This window comes from Nonomuraea salmonea, from assembly GCF_042428605.1.
GTDB lineage: Bacteria > Actinomycetota > Actinomycetes > Streptosporangiales > Streptosporangiaceae > Nonomuraea > Nonomuraea salmonea.
In genome coordinates, this window is the sequence record NZ_JBHMCF010000036.1 from 123,350 (window position 1) to 137,276 (window position 13,927).

Consider the following 13,927-nt stretch of genomic DNA (forward strand, 5'->3'; position numbering starts at 1 on the left):
GCCGTCCGGACGCTGCTCGATCCGACCGATGTTTACAAGATATTTCGCTCGGATCACGTTCGTTTCAGTCCGCTCGTAACCCTTGGCAAGTGACCTTCCCGACTTCTAAGGTGCAGTGCAATGCCACACATTACTGGGATGGTTCATGACGTCTAAGCAGGTCACGCCACCGGCCGGCGCGGTACGCCTGAGCAAGGAGGCGGCCTCGGCGGCCGTGCGTCCGCTGTCCGGGGTGCGCATCACGGGAGGTCTGCTCCACCACTGGCAGCGCCGCAACAGCACGGCCACGATCCCGCACACCATCGAGCAGCTGCGCGCGGCCGGCAACGTCGCCAACCTGAGCCGGCTGCTGGAGCAGGACCCGCCGCCGTACCGCGGCCGCTACCCCTTCCTCGACACCGACCTCTACAAGACCCTGGAGGGGCTCGCCTACGAGCTCGGCGACGGCAGCGCGGAAGAAGGAGTGCGCGACTTCTACGAGGAGGTCGTCACCCTCCTCGAACGGGTCCAGGCCGGCGACGGCTACCTCAACTCCTTCTTCCAGGACCCGGCCGCCACCAAGAAGCCGTGGGAGGACCTGGCCTGGGGCCACGAGCTGTACAACCTCGGCCACCTCATCCAGGCCGCCGTGGCCGCGCACCGCCGCATGGGCGACGACCGGCTGCTGCGCATCGCCCGCCGCTTCGCCGACCTGGTGACCGCGCGGTTCGCCGACAGCGGCGTGTGCGGGCATCCCGAGGTGGAGATGGCGCTGGTCGAGCTGTTCAGGGAGACCGGCGAGCGGTCCTACCTCGACCTCGCCGCCGCGTTCGTCGACCGGCGCGGCTCCGGGCAGCTCAAGCACAGCATCTTCCCCGGCGACTACTTCCAGGACCACGTGCCCTTCCGCGAGCTGCCCTCGGTGACCGGTCACGCGGTGCGGATGGCGTACCTGGCGGCCGGCGCCGCCGACGTGCTGCTGGAGACCGGCGACGCCACCCTCGCCGAGGCGCTGGAGCGGCTGTGGGACGACATGGTCGCCACCAAGCTCTACATCACCGGCGGGCTCGGCAGCCGCCACTCCGACGAGGCCATCGGCGACCGCTACGAGCTGCCGTCCGAGCGCGCCTACAGCGAGACCTGCGCCGCCATCGCCCTCATGCAGTGGGCGTGGCGGATGTTCCTGGCCACCGGCGCCGCCTCCTACCTCGACGTGTTCGAGCGGGTGCTCTACAACGCTTACGCGGTCGGCCTGTCCGCCGACGGCCGCGCGTTCTTCTACGACAACCCGCTGCAGCGCCGCCCCGACCACGAGCAGCGCAGCGGCGCCGAGGCGGGCGGCGAGCCGCTGCGCCGCGCCTGGTTCGGCTGCCCGTGCTGCCCGCCGAACATCGTGCGCTGGATGGCCCAGCTCGCCGACTACGTCGCCGCCGAGCGGGACGGCGCCGTCCTCGTCGCCCAGTACGCCACCGCCCGGATCGAGACGGCGGAGCTGGCGCTGGCGATGGAGACCGGCTACCCGTGGGACGGCGACGTGCGGCTCACCGTCGAGCGGGCCCCGCAGGGCGCGTACGGGCTGGCCCTGCGCGTGCCCGGCTGGGCGCGCGGCGCGACGCTCACCGTCAACGGCGAGAGCGTCCCCGCCGAGCCGGAAACCGGCTGGCTGACCGTCGAGCGCACCTGGACGGCCGGCGACGAGGTCCGCCTCACCCTGCCCATGCCGGTCAGGGCGCACGGCTCCCACCCCTACCTCGACGCCACCAGAGGCGCGCTCAGCCTGGCCCGCGGCCCCCTCGTCTACTGCGTCGAGCAGCACGACAGCCCCCAGGCCGCCGTGGACGACCTGCTCGTCGGCGTGAACGACGCCACGGCGGCATCGACCAGGCAGGACGGCCTCGCGCCCGGCGCGGTCGTGCTGGACGTGCAAGCGCACCCCGCTCCCCCGCCCCCGGCCGAGCTCTATCCCGAACTGCCGTCCCCCGGGACGGCGCTGCCCGGCACGAAGGTCCCCGCGACCTTCGTCCCCTACTTCCTGTGGGGCAACCGCGGCCCCGCGGCCATGCGGGTCTGGGTCAGGACCCCCGACACGACCAACGGAAAGAAGGCGACATGAGGAGATCGGCGGCGCTCACCAGCGTCACGATGACCGCCGTGCTGGCACTGTCGGCATGCGGCGGCGGCGGGGCCGCGCAGAGCCCCGGCGGCGGCACCGGCGCCACCGGCCAGGCCACCCCCGCCACAGGCGGCACCGTGCACGTCCTGGCCAACGCGGACTTCTCCCACCTGGACCCGGCACGCGGCTTCGACGGCGGCGTCAACAACTTCTACCGGCTCATCTACCGGGGCCTCACCACGTTCGGCGCCGGGCCGGGCGCCGAAGGCACGAAGATCGTCCCCGACCTCGCCACCGACACCGGCACCCCGTCCAACGACGCCAAGACCTGGACCTTCACCCTCAAGGACAACATCTTCTTCGAGGACGGCACCCCCATCACCAGCGAGGCCGTCAAGTTCGGCTTCTCGCGCGCCTTCGACCCCGAGGCCGGCATCGGCTCCCCCTACGGCCGGCTGCTGCTCGACGCCCCCAAGGACTACAAGGGCCCCTACCTGTCCGGCGACCTCGACACCATCGAGACGCCCGACCCCAAGACCGTCGTCATCCACCTGAAGAAGCCGTACGCCGACTTCCCGAGCGCGCTGGCGCTGCCCAACTTCACCCCCTTCCCCAAGGGCACCGGCGCGGGCGCCGCCTTCGACAGCAAGCCGATCGCGAGCGGCCCGTACAAGCTGGCCTCCTACCAGCGCAACGCCTCGCTCAAGCTGGAACGCAACCCGCAGTGGAAGCCCGAGACCGACACCGTGCGCGCGGCCAGGCCCGACGCGTTCGAGTGGACGTTCGGCCTCGACCCGGCCACCATCGACGAGCGCATGCTCGCCGGGCAGGGCACCGACGCCGACGCCATCGGCCAGAGCATCCAGGCCGCCACGGTCGCGCGCGTGCAGACCCCGCAGATCAAGGCCCGCACGCTGTCCGGCCTCAACGGCTGCACCACCTACATGGGGCTCAACACCACCAAGAAGTACCTCAAGGACGTCCGCGTCCGGCAGGCCATCAACCACGCCATCGACAAGGACACCATCGTCGCCGCGATGGGCGGCTCCACGCTGGCCGAGAAGGGCACCTCGATCCAGCCGCCCACCGTCGCCGGCCGCGTCGACTACGACCCCTACCCCCACGACGTCGCCAAGGCCAAGCAACTGCTGGCCGACGCCGGCCTGTCGGGCGGCTTCTCGCTGATCCTCGACACCAGGGCACAGCCGAAGATGGCCGCCGTCTCGGTCGCCGTGCAGGAGGCACTCAAGCAGATCGGCATCGACGTCAAGATCAACAACATCGACGCGTCCACCTACTACGAGGTCATCGGCACCCCCGCCAAGCAGAACGACATGGCCGTGACCGGCTGGTGCCCCGACTGGGCGTCCGGCGCGACGTTCCTGCCGCCGCTGTTCGACGGCCGCAACATCACCTCCAAGGGCAACTCCAACCTCGCCCAGATCAACGACAAGGCCGTCAACGCCAAGATCGACGAGATCGCCCAGATGACCGACGTCGAGCAGGCCAACGCCGCCTACGGCGAGCTGGACAAGCAGATCATGGAGCTGGCACCCGTCGTGCCGCTGGCCTACGAGAAGCTCATCCTGGTCAACGGCGCCAACATCGCCGGCGCCTACCAGTCCAACTCCTACTCCGGCGGCATCGACCTGGTCTCCGTCGGGCTGGCGAAGCCGACGAAGTAGATGACGGTCGCAGCGCATCCAGAGCAGGTGGCGGGCGGCGCGCCCGCCACCTCGGGCCGGCGCGTCCTGCGCGTGCTGCTGCGTGATCGGGGCGCCGTGCTCAGCGGCGCCTACCTCGCGCTGATCGTCCTCATGGCGATCTGCGCGCCGCTGATCAGCGCGATCACCGGGCACGGCCCCAACGACTTCGACACGGCCGCGGTCAACACCGACCTGGGCGGCGTCCCGTACGGCTCGCTCGGCGGCATCAGCTCCGAGCACCTGCTCGGCGTCGAACCCCAGAACGGCCGCGACATCCTCGCCCGCATCGCCTACGGCGCCCGCGTCTCCCTCATCATCGCGATCTCCGCCACCGCCCTCACCACGCTGCTCGGCGTCGTGCTCGGCATGCTGGCCGGGTTCTACCAGGGCTGGGCCGACCAGGTGATCTGCCGGATCATGGACTTCCTGATGGCCTTCCCCGCGCTCATCTTCATGATCGCCATCCTGTCGGCGCTGCCCCAGGGCAACCGGCCGGTGCTGCTCGTCGTGGTGATCAGCGTGTTCGGCTGGCCCTACCTGGCAAGGGTGGTGCGCGGGCAGACGATGACGCTGGTCAACCGGGAGTTCGTGGAGGCCGCGCGAGCCTCCGGCGCCTCCACCGGGGCACTGGTGTTCAAGGAGATCCTGCCCAACCTGCGCAGCTCCCTCATCGTCATGACCACCCTGGCGGTGCCCGGCTACGTCGGCACCGAGGCCGGCCTGTCGTTCCTCGGCGTCGGCGTCACCCCGCCCACCCCCTCGTGGGGCCAGATGATCGCCGGCTCGGTCGGCTGGTACGCCGTCGACCCCATGTACTTCGTCATCCCCGGCGCGTTCCTGTTCCTCACCGTCCTGTCACTGACCGTGCTGGGCGACCGCATCAGGGCCGCCTTCGACGCGGGGGAGGCCTCATGATGGCCCGCTACGTGGCCGGCCGGCTGGCCGGCGTCGTGGTCATCCTGTTCCTGGTGTGCCTGTTCACGTTCGTGCTGTTCTTCACCCTGCAGCCCGACCCGGCCGTGATGATCTGCGGCAAGACCTGCACCCCGGAACGCATCGACCAGATCCGCGGCGTGCTCGGCCTCGACCGGCCGTTCCTCACCCAGTTCCTCGGCTTCATCGGCGGCATCTTCGCCGGCCGCGACTACGGCGAGGGCGCCAACCTCGTGCACTGCGCCGCACCCTGCCTCGGCTACAGCTTCCAGACCAACCAGTCCGTCATGGACATGGTGGTCGAACGGCTGCCCGTCAGCGCCACCGTCGCCGTCGGCGCCGCCGTGCTGTGGCTGCTCGTCGGCATCGCCGCCGGCCTGCTCAGCGCCGTCAAGGAAGGCACCTGGCTGGACCGCACCGCGATGGGCCTGGCGCTCGGCGGCTCCAGCATCCCCAACTACGTGCTGGCGCTCGCCCTGCAGTACGTGCTCGTCGTCCAGCTGCAGGTGCTGCCGTTCCCGCAGGCCGTGGCGTTCTCCGACGACCCGGCGGTGTGGTTCCAGTCGTACCTCATGCCGTGGATCGTGCTGGCCACCGGCTACGCCTGCCTGTACGCCCGCCTCACCCGCGCCAACGTCATCGACACCCTCGCCGAGAACTTCATGCGCACCGCGAGATCCAAGGGCCTGTCACCGGCGCTCACCCTGCGCAGGCACGCGCTGCGCCCCGCGCTCACCCCGATCGCCACGATCTTCGGCATGGACTTCGCCGGCCTGCTCGGCGGCGCCCTCATCACCGAGACCGTGTTCGGGCTGAACGGCGTCGGCAAGATGGCCGCCGACTCCATCGCCAAGAACGACCAGCCCGTCATCATGGCGGTCACGCTGCTGGCCGCGTTCTTCGTGGTGGTCGGCAACGTCGTGGTGGACCTCGTCTACACCCGGCTCGACCCGAGAGTGAGGATCACGTCGCCATGAGCGAGCTGCTGGAGGTGGAAGACCTCACCGTCACGTTCCCCACCACGCGCGGCCCCGTGGACGTGGTCAGGAACGTCTCCTTCACCGTCGGCAGGGACGAGACCGTCGGCATCGTCGGCGAGTCGGGCTCCGGCAAGTCGATGACCAGCCTGGCCGTCATGGGCCTGCTGCCCAAGGGCGCCCGGACCAGCGGCAGCATCAGGCTCGACGGCGCCGAGCTGCTCGGCCGCCCCGAACGGGAGCTGCGCAGGATCCGCGGCGACCAGATGTCGATGATCTTCCAGGATCCGCTGTCGTCGCTGAACCCGTACTACACGGTCGGGCTGCAGATCGAGGAGATGTACCGCGCCCACCGCGACCGCTCAAGGAAGGCCGCCCGCCAGGTCGCCGTCGACGCGCTCGCCCAGGTCGGCCTGCCCGACCCGGACAAGCGCGTCGACCACTACCCGCACCAGTTCTCCGGCGGGCAGCGCCAGCGCATCATGATCGCGATGGCGCTGGTGTGCCGGCCGAAACTGCTCATCGCCGACGAGCCCACCACCGCGCTCGACGTCACCGTGCAGGCCCAGATCCTGCGCCTGCTGGCCGAGCTGCGCGAGCAAAGCGGCACCGGCATGATGTTCATCACCCACGACCTGGCCGTGATCAGCTCGATCGCGACCCGCGTCCTGGTGATGCGCCGCGGCGAGCAGGTCGAGTACGGCGCCGCCGAGCAGGTCTTCGCCGAACCCCGCCACGACTACACCCGCATGCTGCTGGAGAGCATCCCGCGCATCGACGACGAGGTGGCCACATGACGCTGCTGCGCGCCACGGACCTCACCAAGAGGTTCGTCACCCGCGGCCCGCTCGGCGCGAAAGCCGAGTTCACCGCCGTGGACCGGGTCAGCTTCGAGGTACGCCTGGGCGAGACGCTGGCCGTCGTCGGCGAGTCCGGCAGCGGCAAGTCCACCACCGCCCGCATGATCGCCAAACTCATGGACCCGACGGAAGGCACCCTGGAGTTCGACGGCGAGGACGTCACCCACGCCAAGGGCGAAACCCTGGCCCGCTTCCGCGGCAACGTCCAGGTCGTCTTCCAGGACCCGTTCTCCTCGCTCAATCCCCGCCACACCGTCGAACGCATACTCAACGCGCCGCTGCTCTACCAGGGCCGCACCCCCAAGGGCGGCCGGCGGGCGCACGCCAAGGAGCTGATGGAACGCGTCGGCCTCAACCCCGACCACTCGCTGCGCTACCCCGCGCAGTTCTCCGGCGGGCAGGCCCAGCGCATCGGCATCGCCCGCGCCCTGGCCGTCGGCCCCAAGCTGGTGATCTGCGACGAGGCCGTCTCCGCGCTCGACGTGTCGGTGCAGGCCCAGATCATCGAGCTGCTGCTGCGGCTGCAGCGCGAGAGCGGCTTCAGCTACGTCTTCATCGCCCACGACCTGGCCGTCGTCCGCCAGATCGCCCAGCGCGTCGCGGTCATGAGCAAGGGACGCATCGTCGAGCTGGGCGACACCCGGCAGGTGTTCGGCGACCCCCAGGACGAGTACACCCGCACGCTGCTGGCCGCCATCCCCCGCATCAACCCCGAATGGGACCGCCGCAGGAGGGAACACACATGATCACCGCCACCTACGTCATCCCCGGCATGCGGGTGCGCGACCACGTCGAACGCGTCCCGCTCGACTGGTCCGACCCCGGCGGGCCCACCATCGAGGTGTTCGCCCGCGAGCTGGTGGACCCCGCCCGCGACCGCGACGACCTGCCCTGCCTGCTGTTCCTGCAGGGCGGCCCCGGCGGCAAGGGCCCCCGCCCGGTCGGCACGTCGGGCTGGCTCGGCCAGGCGCTGCAGAACTACCGGGTCGTCCTGCTCGACCAGCGCGGCACCGGCCGCAGCTCCCGCGTCGACGGCCGCACCATGAGCGCGCTCACCGCCGAGCAGGGCGCCGCGTATCTCGCGCACTTCCGCGCCGACTCCATCGTGGCCGACGCCGAGCACCTGCGCACCACCGTCTTCGGCGGGCGCCGCTGGTCCACCCTCGGCCAGAGCTACGGCGGCTTCCTCACCCTCACCTACCTCTCGCGCGCCCCACACGGCCTGACCGCCTGCTACGTCGCCGGCGGCCTGCCCTCGATCGACCCCGACGCCGCCGAGGTCTACCGCCGCACCTATCCCCGCGTGGCCGCCAAGAACGCCGAGTTCTACCGCCGCTACCCCCACCACGCCGAGACCACCGCGCGCCTGGCCGACCGGCTCGCGGAAGGCGGCGTGCTGCTGCCCGACGGCGACACGCTCACCGTGCGGCGCCTGCAGTCGCTCGGCATCGACTTCGGCATGAAACCCGGCTACGAGCGCATGCACTGGCTGCTCGACGAGTCCGACGGGCTGCCCGACACCTTCCTGCACCAGGTGCTCGCCCGCTCCTCCTACGCCGACAACCCGCTGTTCGCCGCCCTCCAGGAGAGCATCTACGGCTCGGGCCCCGGCGCCACCGCCTGGGCCGCCCAGGCCGAACGCGAGCGCCACCCCGCCTTCGCCGAGGACGCCAGGCCGCTGCTGTTCACCGGCGAGATGATGTACCCCTGGATGTTCGAGGAGATCCGCGTCCTGCGGCCCTTCCGCGGCGCCGTCGAGCTGCTCGCCGCCCGCGACGACTGGCCGCCCCTCTACGACACCGACCGGCTGGCCGCCAACGACGTGCCCGTCGCCGCCGCCGTCTACTTCGACGACATGTACGTCGACGCGGGCCTGCAACTGCAGACCGCCGCCCGCGTCGGCAACACCCAGACCTGGGTCACCAACGAGTACGAGCACGACGGCATCGGCGACGACCGCGTCTTCGCCCGCCTGACCGAGCTCGTACGCCGGCAAGGAGGAGGAATCACCGGTGAGTGACGGCAGGCTGCCCCGGCTGGCGGAGATCCCCGCCTTCACCGACTACATCGCCCAGGGCTGGGACTCCCCCGCCCGCACCCCCGGCCTCGTCCCAGGAGCCGCCGAAGCGGCCGCCGCCCACCGCGACCGGCTGGCCGCCGCGCTGCCCGGCCGCACCGTCGTCGTCGCCGCCGGCCACGCCCCCACCCGCTCCAACGACACCGCCTACGACTTCCGCGTCGACAGCGACTTCTACTGGCTGACCGGCTGCGCCGCCGAGAACGCGATCGCCGTCGTCCGCGACGGCGCCGCCACCCTCTACCTGCCGCCGCCCGCCCGCCCCGGCGAGCCCGGCTTCTTCTCCGACGCCGCCTACGGCGAGCTGTGGGTCGGCCCGTCCCCCTCGCTCGCCGAATGGGCGGCCGCGCTCGGCGCCGAGGTGCTGCCGCTGCCCGGCTACCCCGGCACCCCGGCGGGCGCGCTCACCGGCGACGACGCCGAGCTGCGGCGGACGCTCGCCGAACTCCGCATGATCAAGGACGAGTGGGAGGTCGCGCAGCTCCGCGAGGCCGTGGACCGCACCGTCGAAGGCTTCTCCGCCGTCGCCGCCGAACTGCCCGCCGCCATCCGGGCCGGCGGCGAGCGCTGGCTGCAGGGCACCTTCGACCGGTACGCCCGCACCCACGGCAACGGCCCCGGCTACGCCTCCATCGTCGGCAGCGGCCCGCACGCCCCCACCCTGCACTGGGTGCGCTGCGACGGCCCCGTCCTGCCCGGCGAGCTGCTGCTGCTCGACATGGGCGTCGAGACCCGCTCCCACTACACCGCCGACGTCACCCGCACCATCCCCGCCTCCGGCGCCTTCACCCCCGCCCAGCGGCAGGTGCACGACCTCGTCGAACGCGCCCACCGCGCCGGCCTCGCCGAGGTCGCGCCCGGCCGCCCGTTCACCGCCTTCCACCACGCCGCCATGGAGGTCATCGCGCGCGGCCTGCACGACTGGGGCCTGCTGCCCGTCTCCGTCGACGAGGCCCTGTCCGCCGACGGCCAGCACCACCGCCGCTACCTCGTCTGCGGCATCGGCCACCACCTCGGGCTCGACGTGCACGACTGCGCCCAGTCCCGGTACGAGGCCTACCAGGGCGCCGCGATGGAGCCGGGCATGGTGCTCACCGTCGAGCCCGGCCTGTACTTCCACGCCCACGACCTGACCGTGCCGCCCGAGCTGCGCGGCATCGGCGTACGGATCGAGGACGACCTGCTGGTGACCGCCGGCGGCGCCGAGAACCTGTCGGCCGCGCTGCCCATCACGGCGAGCGGCCTGGAGAACTGGACCAAGGAGAGAACATCATGACCGCCCCCACCACACCGGTGTGGCACGGCGTGCACGTCGCCACCGCGCTGCCCTTCCACGACGACCTGTCGGTCGACTACGACGCCTACGCCGAGCACGTCCGCTTCCTCGCCGGCGGCGGCTGCGACGGCGTCTGCCCCAACGGGTCGCTCGGCGAGTACCAGACGCTCACCGACGCCGAACGCGCCCGCGTCGTCCGCACCGCCGTCGAGGCCGCGCCCGACGGGTTCCACGTCATGCCGGGCGTGGCCGCGTACGGGGCCGCCGAGTCGCGGCGCTGGGCCGAGCAGGCCGCCGAGGCCGGCGCCGCCTCGGTGCTGCTGCTGCCGCCCAACGCCTACCGCGCCGACCGGCGGGCCGTCGTCGCCCACTACCGCGAGGTCGCCAAGGCCGGGCTGCCGGTCGTCGCCTACAACAACCCCCTCGACACCAAGGTCGACCTCACCCCCGACCTGCTGGCCGAGCTGCACCACGAAGGGCTCATCGTGGCGGTCAAGGAGTTCAGCGGGGACGTGCGCAGGGCGTACGAGCTGGCCGAACGCGCGCCCGGCCTGGACCTGCTGATCGGCTCCGACGACGTGCTGCTGGAGCTGGCCGTCGCCGGCGCGGTCGGCTGGATCGCGGGCTACCCGAACATGACCCCCCGCGCCACCGTCGAGCTCTACCGCCTCGCGGTCGCCGGCGACGTCGCCAAGGCCCTGCCGATCTACCGCGACCTGCACCCGCTGCTGCGGTGGGACTCCAAGACGGAGTTCGTCCAGTCGATCAAACTGTCGATGGACCTGGCCGGCCGCAAGGGCGGCGCCTGCCGCCCGCCCCGCGTCCCCCTCACCGCCGACCAGGCCGCCCAGATCACCCGCCAGACGAACGAGGTGCTCGCCAAGGGCTACCGCTGACCGCTCCTCACCCCGAGTGGTAGCGGGCGTGGGCGGCGGATGCGGCGAGCGCGGCGGCGCGGGCCGCCTCGGTCGGCGTGAACGGCAGCTCGGGCCGCCGCACCAGCAGCGCCCTGTCCGGGCTCACCGAGACCACCATGGTGGTGTTGGGCTCGGCATCGTCGTCCACGGTGTCCCCAGGCCGCCGCCACTCCACGTCCGGCGCCCGCAGCAGCTCGCCCAGCGCCTCGGGCAGCCTGGCGGGATCGTCGCCGACCCGCTGCGCCAGCACTAGCGCCTGGACGCCCGGGTCGGTGAGGTCGGTGACCCGGGCGGGCACGATCACCACGTCATGCCCGCCCGCCTCGGTGAGCGCGGCGGCGAGCACCTGAGGCGCGAGGTCGCGCGGCGCCTCGATGACGAACTCGTCGAGCGCGTCGCACCCGGCGGGCGTGATCGCGCCGCCCCCGGTCGGAGCGATGTGCAGCGCCAGGATGTTGCATCCGAGCCGCCCGAACGCGCCCGCGACGGTGGCCAGCCGCCCCGGCCGCTCCACCACCCGCATCCTGATCCGCCACAGGGTCATGCCCCGCCCGCTCTCCCCCGGCAGCGCCGCCTTGTCGCGCCGCGCCGCCTTGTCGCGCCGCGCCGCACGCCCGGCCGGGCGGCGGTCCTGTAGCCGGCGGTGTCCCAGCCAGCGGTGGACGGCCGCCCCCGCGATCAGCGCCACGCCCAGCCCGACGAGCACGACCGGCCCAGGCTCCTGATGCCCGAGCAGGGTGGCGAGCAGGTGCGCCAGACCGACCGCGACGAACAGCGCGGCGATCTCGACCAGCTCCCGCCACCAGGCCCGCTCGGGAAGGTGCGGCGGTCCTGAGCCGGGGCGAGACGTTACTTTGGGTGCATCGCTCATGACCCTCAGTCTGCGGCACCCGTGTTACCTGATCACGGGCGTCCGCGTTGCGACCGCATTAAACCGCGTTCACCACCCCGGCGCCGGATCTCAGACCCGTTCCACCTCGATGACGAGCGCGGACGTCGCCGGCATGGCGGGCGCGGGCAGCCCCAGCCCGCCCAGCACGGCCCCGGACAGCCGGACCGGACCGGCCGCCCAGTCGGGCAGCAGGGCGCGGGCGGGCACAGGCCCGGCCAGGCGCACCTCGTACGTGGCGGCGGGGTCGAGCCCGGGCAGCCGCAGCGGGCTGGGCCCGACGTCCAGCCGCGAGCCGGCCTGCACGTACGCGAACACGCCCCGCTCGGGCAGCACCACGCCGTGCAGCAGCGACGTCGGGTCGGGATGGTCGGCCCGCACGACCCGACCGGCGTGCAGCACGGGCCGCAGCCGCTTGTGCAGCGCGATCCAGGCGGTCAGCTCCTCCAGCTCCTCGGCGCTGGCCGAGGTGATGTCCCACTCCACCCCCATGTGCCCGAACAGCGCGGTCGCCGCCCGGAACGCCAGCGGCAGCATCCTGCCGGTGCTGTGGTCGCGCGGCGCGCCGACGTGGCTGCCCATCCGCTCCGGCGGCACCAGCAGCCCGGTCCAGCGCTGGATCTGCTGCCGGTCGAGCGCGTCGTTGCAGTCGGACGTCCACACCCGGTCGGTGCGCGCCAGGATGCCGTAGTCGATGCGCGCCCCGCCGGACGAGCACGACTCGATCTCCAGGCCGGGGTGACGCTCGCGCAGCTCGTCCAGCAGCCGGTAGGTGGCGAGGGTCTGCGCGTGCACGCCGGGCGCGCCGTCGTGCACGGGCTCGGCGATGTCGCGGTTGTGGTCCCACTTGATGTAGTCGAGCCGGTATTCGCGCACCAGCGCGTCGATCCGCTCCAGCAGGTACGCGTACGCCTCCGGCCCGGCCAGGTCGAGCACCTGCTGGTTGCGCTGCGGCGGCGGCATCCGCTCCGGCCGGGCGAGGATCCAGTCGGGATGCTCGCGGGCCAGGTCGGAGTCGGGGTTGACCATCTCGGGCTCGAACCACAGCCCGAACTGCATGCCCAGCTTCCGCACCCGGTCGGCGAGCGGGTGCAGGCCGTCCGGCCAGACGCCTTCGTCCACGTACCAGTCGCCGAGCCCGGCCCGGTCGTGGCGGCGGTGCCGGAACCAGCCGTCGTCCAGCACGAACCGCTCGATGCCGGCCGCGGCGGCCCGCTCGGCGAGCTCCAGCAGCCGGTCGATGCCGTGGTCGAAGTAGGTGGCCTCCCAGTTGTTCAGCGTGACCGGGCGCACGGGCAGCGGGCGGGCGCGCAGGTGCTCGTGCAGCCGCGCCGCCGCGTCGTCCAGACCGCTCCCCGACCACGTGAAGAACACCCACGGCGTCCGGTACGTCGCGTCCTGCGCCAGCACGACCTCGCCCGGCTCCAGCAGCTCACCGGCGCCCAGCAGCGACACGCCCTCGGGCAGCCGCTCGGCGTAGTGCACGTGGTCGCCGCTCCAGCCGGCGTGCACGGCCCACACCTCGCCGCCGCGGAAGCCGAACCCGCCGGTCCCGGCGATCAGCAGCCCCGTGCCGTCGTGCCCGGTGCGGCCGCGCCGGTTCTCCCGCGACCACACCCCGCGGGTGAACTCCCTGCGCTGCGGCACCTTCTCCAGCGCCCACCGGCCGGTGAAGTCGAGCAGCTCCCCGGCGCGGGCCGGCACCGGCAGCGTGCACACCAGCCCCTCCAGCCGGTACGGGGAGGCGGCCGTGTTCGTCACCGCGTGCCGCATGCGTACCAGCCCGCTGCCCTCCATGACCAGCTCGCACATCAGCCGCAGCCCGGCCCGCTCGTCGGCGGCCGTCACGGTCACCGTGCCGCCCGCGCCCGGCTCCGCGGCGACGTCGAGCCCTTCCACGCTCCAGCGGACCGGCCAGTGCTCGCCGTCCCGCACGCCGGACAACCCCGGCCTGCCGTACCAGGACTCGGCCTGGGCGGGCAGCAGTGACGGCGCGGGCGCGCCCGGCGAGGGGGCCAGCACCACCGCCAGGTCCTGCCCTGCCCCCGGGTCCGCGCCGAAGTGCCGTACCCGGGGCAGCCCGTGGCCGGAGGCGTCGAGCACCAGCGCGGCACCGGCCGCGGAGAGGATCACAGGAGACAAGTTCGGGACTCCAATCTCGGGGCGGGCGCTGGGGCCCGGTTTTCACCGTTCACGACGT

The 13,927-nt window shown here is 72.4% G+C and carries 11 protein-coding genes; 9 read left to right on the forward strand and 2 right to left on the reverse strand.

The features are described 5' to 3' along the window. Nucleotides 1–145: 145 nt before the first annotated feature. Genes ACFFR3_RS30245 through ACFFR3_RS30285 form a run of 9 tightly spaced genes read left to right on the forward strand, consistent with a single transcriptional unit; the run spans nt 146 to nt 10,817 of the window. Nucleotides 146–2,092: a glycoside hydrolase family 127 protein gene (locus ACFFR3_RS30245; protein ID WP_379484237.1), complete on the forward strand. Its 1,947-nt coding sequence runs from the start codon at nt 146–148 to the stop codon at nt 2,090–2,092. Further along, nucleotides 2,089–3,777, forward strand: a complete 1,689-nt coding sequence (locus ACFFR3_RS30250) for an ABC transporter substrate-binding protein (RefSeq protein ID WP_364378362.1) — start codon at nt 2,089–2,091, stop codon at nt 3,775–3,777. The genes ACFFR3_RS30245 and ACFFR3_RS30250 overlap by 4 nt, the downstream gene beginning before the upstream one ends. Then, nucleotides 3,778–4,713, forward strand: a complete 936-nt coding sequence (locus ACFFR3_RS30255; RefSeq protein ID WP_345385808.1) for an ABC transporter permease — start codon at nt 3,778–3,780, stop codon at nt 4,711–4,713. It begins immediately after the preceding gene. After that, nucleotides 4,710–5,708: an ABC transporter permease gene (locus ACFFR3_RS30260; RefSeq protein WP_345385810.1), complete on the forward strand. Its 999-nt coding sequence runs from the start codon at nt 4,710–4,712 to the stop codon at nt 5,706–5,708. Before ACFFR3_RS30255 ends, ACFFR3_RS30260 begins: the two co-directional genes overlap by 4 nt. Further along, nucleotides 5,705–6,505, forward strand: coding sequence for an ABC transporter ATP-binding protein (locus ACFFR3_RS30265; RefSeq protein WP_345385812.1), 801 nt, complete (start codon nt 5,705–5,707; stop codon nt 6,503–6,505). Before ACFFR3_RS30260 ends, ACFFR3_RS30265 begins: the two co-directional genes overlap by 4 nt. Next, nucleotides 6,502–7,314, forward strand: coding sequence for an ATP-binding cassette domain-containing protein (locus ACFFR3_RS30270; RefSeq protein WP_379484238.1), 813 nt, complete (start codon nt 6,502–6,504; stop codon nt 7,312–7,314). Before ACFFR3_RS30265 ends, ACFFR3_RS30270 begins: the two co-directional genes overlap by 4 nt. Beyond that, nucleotides 7,311–8,588 carry an alpha/beta fold hydrolase gene (locus ACFFR3_RS30275; protein ID WP_379484239.1) on the forward strand — a complete coding sequence of 426 codons (1,278 nt, stop codon included), beginning with the start codon at nt 7,311–7,313 and terminating at the stop codon, nt 8,586–8,588. The genes ACFFR3_RS30270 and ACFFR3_RS30275 overlap by 4 nt, the downstream gene beginning before the upstream one ends. Next, nucleotides 8,581–9,921, forward strand: coding sequence for an aminopeptidase P family protein (locus ACFFR3_RS30280; protein ID WP_379484240.1), 1,341 nt, complete (start codon nt 8,581–8,583; stop codon nt 9,919–9,921). Before ACFFR3_RS30275 ends, ACFFR3_RS30280 begins: the two co-directional genes overlap by 8 nt. Next, nucleotides 9,918–10,817, forward strand: a complete 900-nt coding sequence (locus tag ACFFR3_RS30285; RefSeq protein ID WP_379484241.1) for a dihydrodipicolinate synthase family protein — start codon at nt 9,918–9,920, stop codon at nt 10,815–10,817. Before ACFFR3_RS30280 ends, ACFFR3_RS30285 begins: the two co-directional genes overlap by 4 nt. A gap of 7 nt (nt 10,818–10,824) precedes the next feature. On the opposite strand, the gene ACFFR3_RS30290 is transcribed toward ACFFR3_RS30285, so the two are convergent. Both ACFFR3_RS30290 and ACFFR3_RS30295 read right to left on the reverse strand, forming a co-directional pair. Further along, on the reverse strand, nt 10,825–11,709 hold the full coding sequence (locus ACFFR3_RS30290; protein ID WP_379484242.1) for an ACT domain-containing protein: 885 nt from the start codon (nt 11,707–11,709) through the stop codon (nt 10,825–10,827). Between the two features lie 90 nt (nt 11,710–11,799). After that, a complete protein-coding gene (locus ACFFR3_RS30295; protein WP_379484243.1) occupies nt 11,800–13,869 on the reverse strand; it encodes an alpha-galactosidase in 2,070 nt (689 codons plus the stop codon). Between the last annotated feature and the right edge of the window lie 58 nt (nt 13,870–13,927).

What these genes read in the sequence shown, in the direction of transcription:
- ACFFR3_RS30245 (WP_379484237.1), top strand. Translation starts at nt 146, where the DNA reads ATGACGTCTAAGCAGGTCACGCCACCGGCCGGCGCGGTACGCCTGAGC.
- ACFFR3_RS30250 (WP_364378362.1), top strand. Translation starts at nt 2,089, where the DNA reads ATGAGGAGATCGGCGGCGCTCACCAGCGTCACGATGACCGCCGTGCTG.
- ACFFR3_RS30255 (WP_345385808.1), top strand. Translation starts at nt 3,778, where the DNA reads ATGACGGTCGCAGCGCATCCAGAGCAGGTGGCGGGCGGCGCGCCCGCC.
- ACFFR3_RS30260 (WP_345385810.1), top strand. Translation starts at nt 4,710, where the DNA reads ATGATGGCCCGCTACGTGGCCGGCCGGCTGGCCGGCGTCGTGGTCATC.
- ACFFR3_RS30265 (WP_345385812.1), top strand. Translation starts at nt 5,705, where the DNA reads ATGAGCGAGCTGCTGGAGGTGGAAGACCTCACCGTCACGTTCCCCACC.
- ACFFR3_RS30270 (WP_379484238.1), top strand. Translation starts at nt 6,502, where the DNA reads ATGACGCTGCTGCGCGCCACGGACCTCACCAAGAGGTTCGTCACCCGC.
- ACFFR3_RS30275 (WP_379484239.1), top strand. Translation starts at nt 7,311, where the DNA reads ATGATCACCGCCACCTACGTCATCCCCGGCATGCGGGTGCGCGACCAC.
- ACFFR3_RS30285 (WP_379484241.1), top strand. Translation starts at nt 9,918, where the DNA reads ATGACCGCCCCCACCACACCGGTGTGGCACGGCGTGCACGTCGCCACC.
- ACFFR3_RS30290 (WP_379484242.1), bottom strand. Translation starts at nt 11,709, where the DNA reads ATGAGCGATGCACCCAAAGTAACGTCTCGCCCCGGCTCAGGACCGCCG.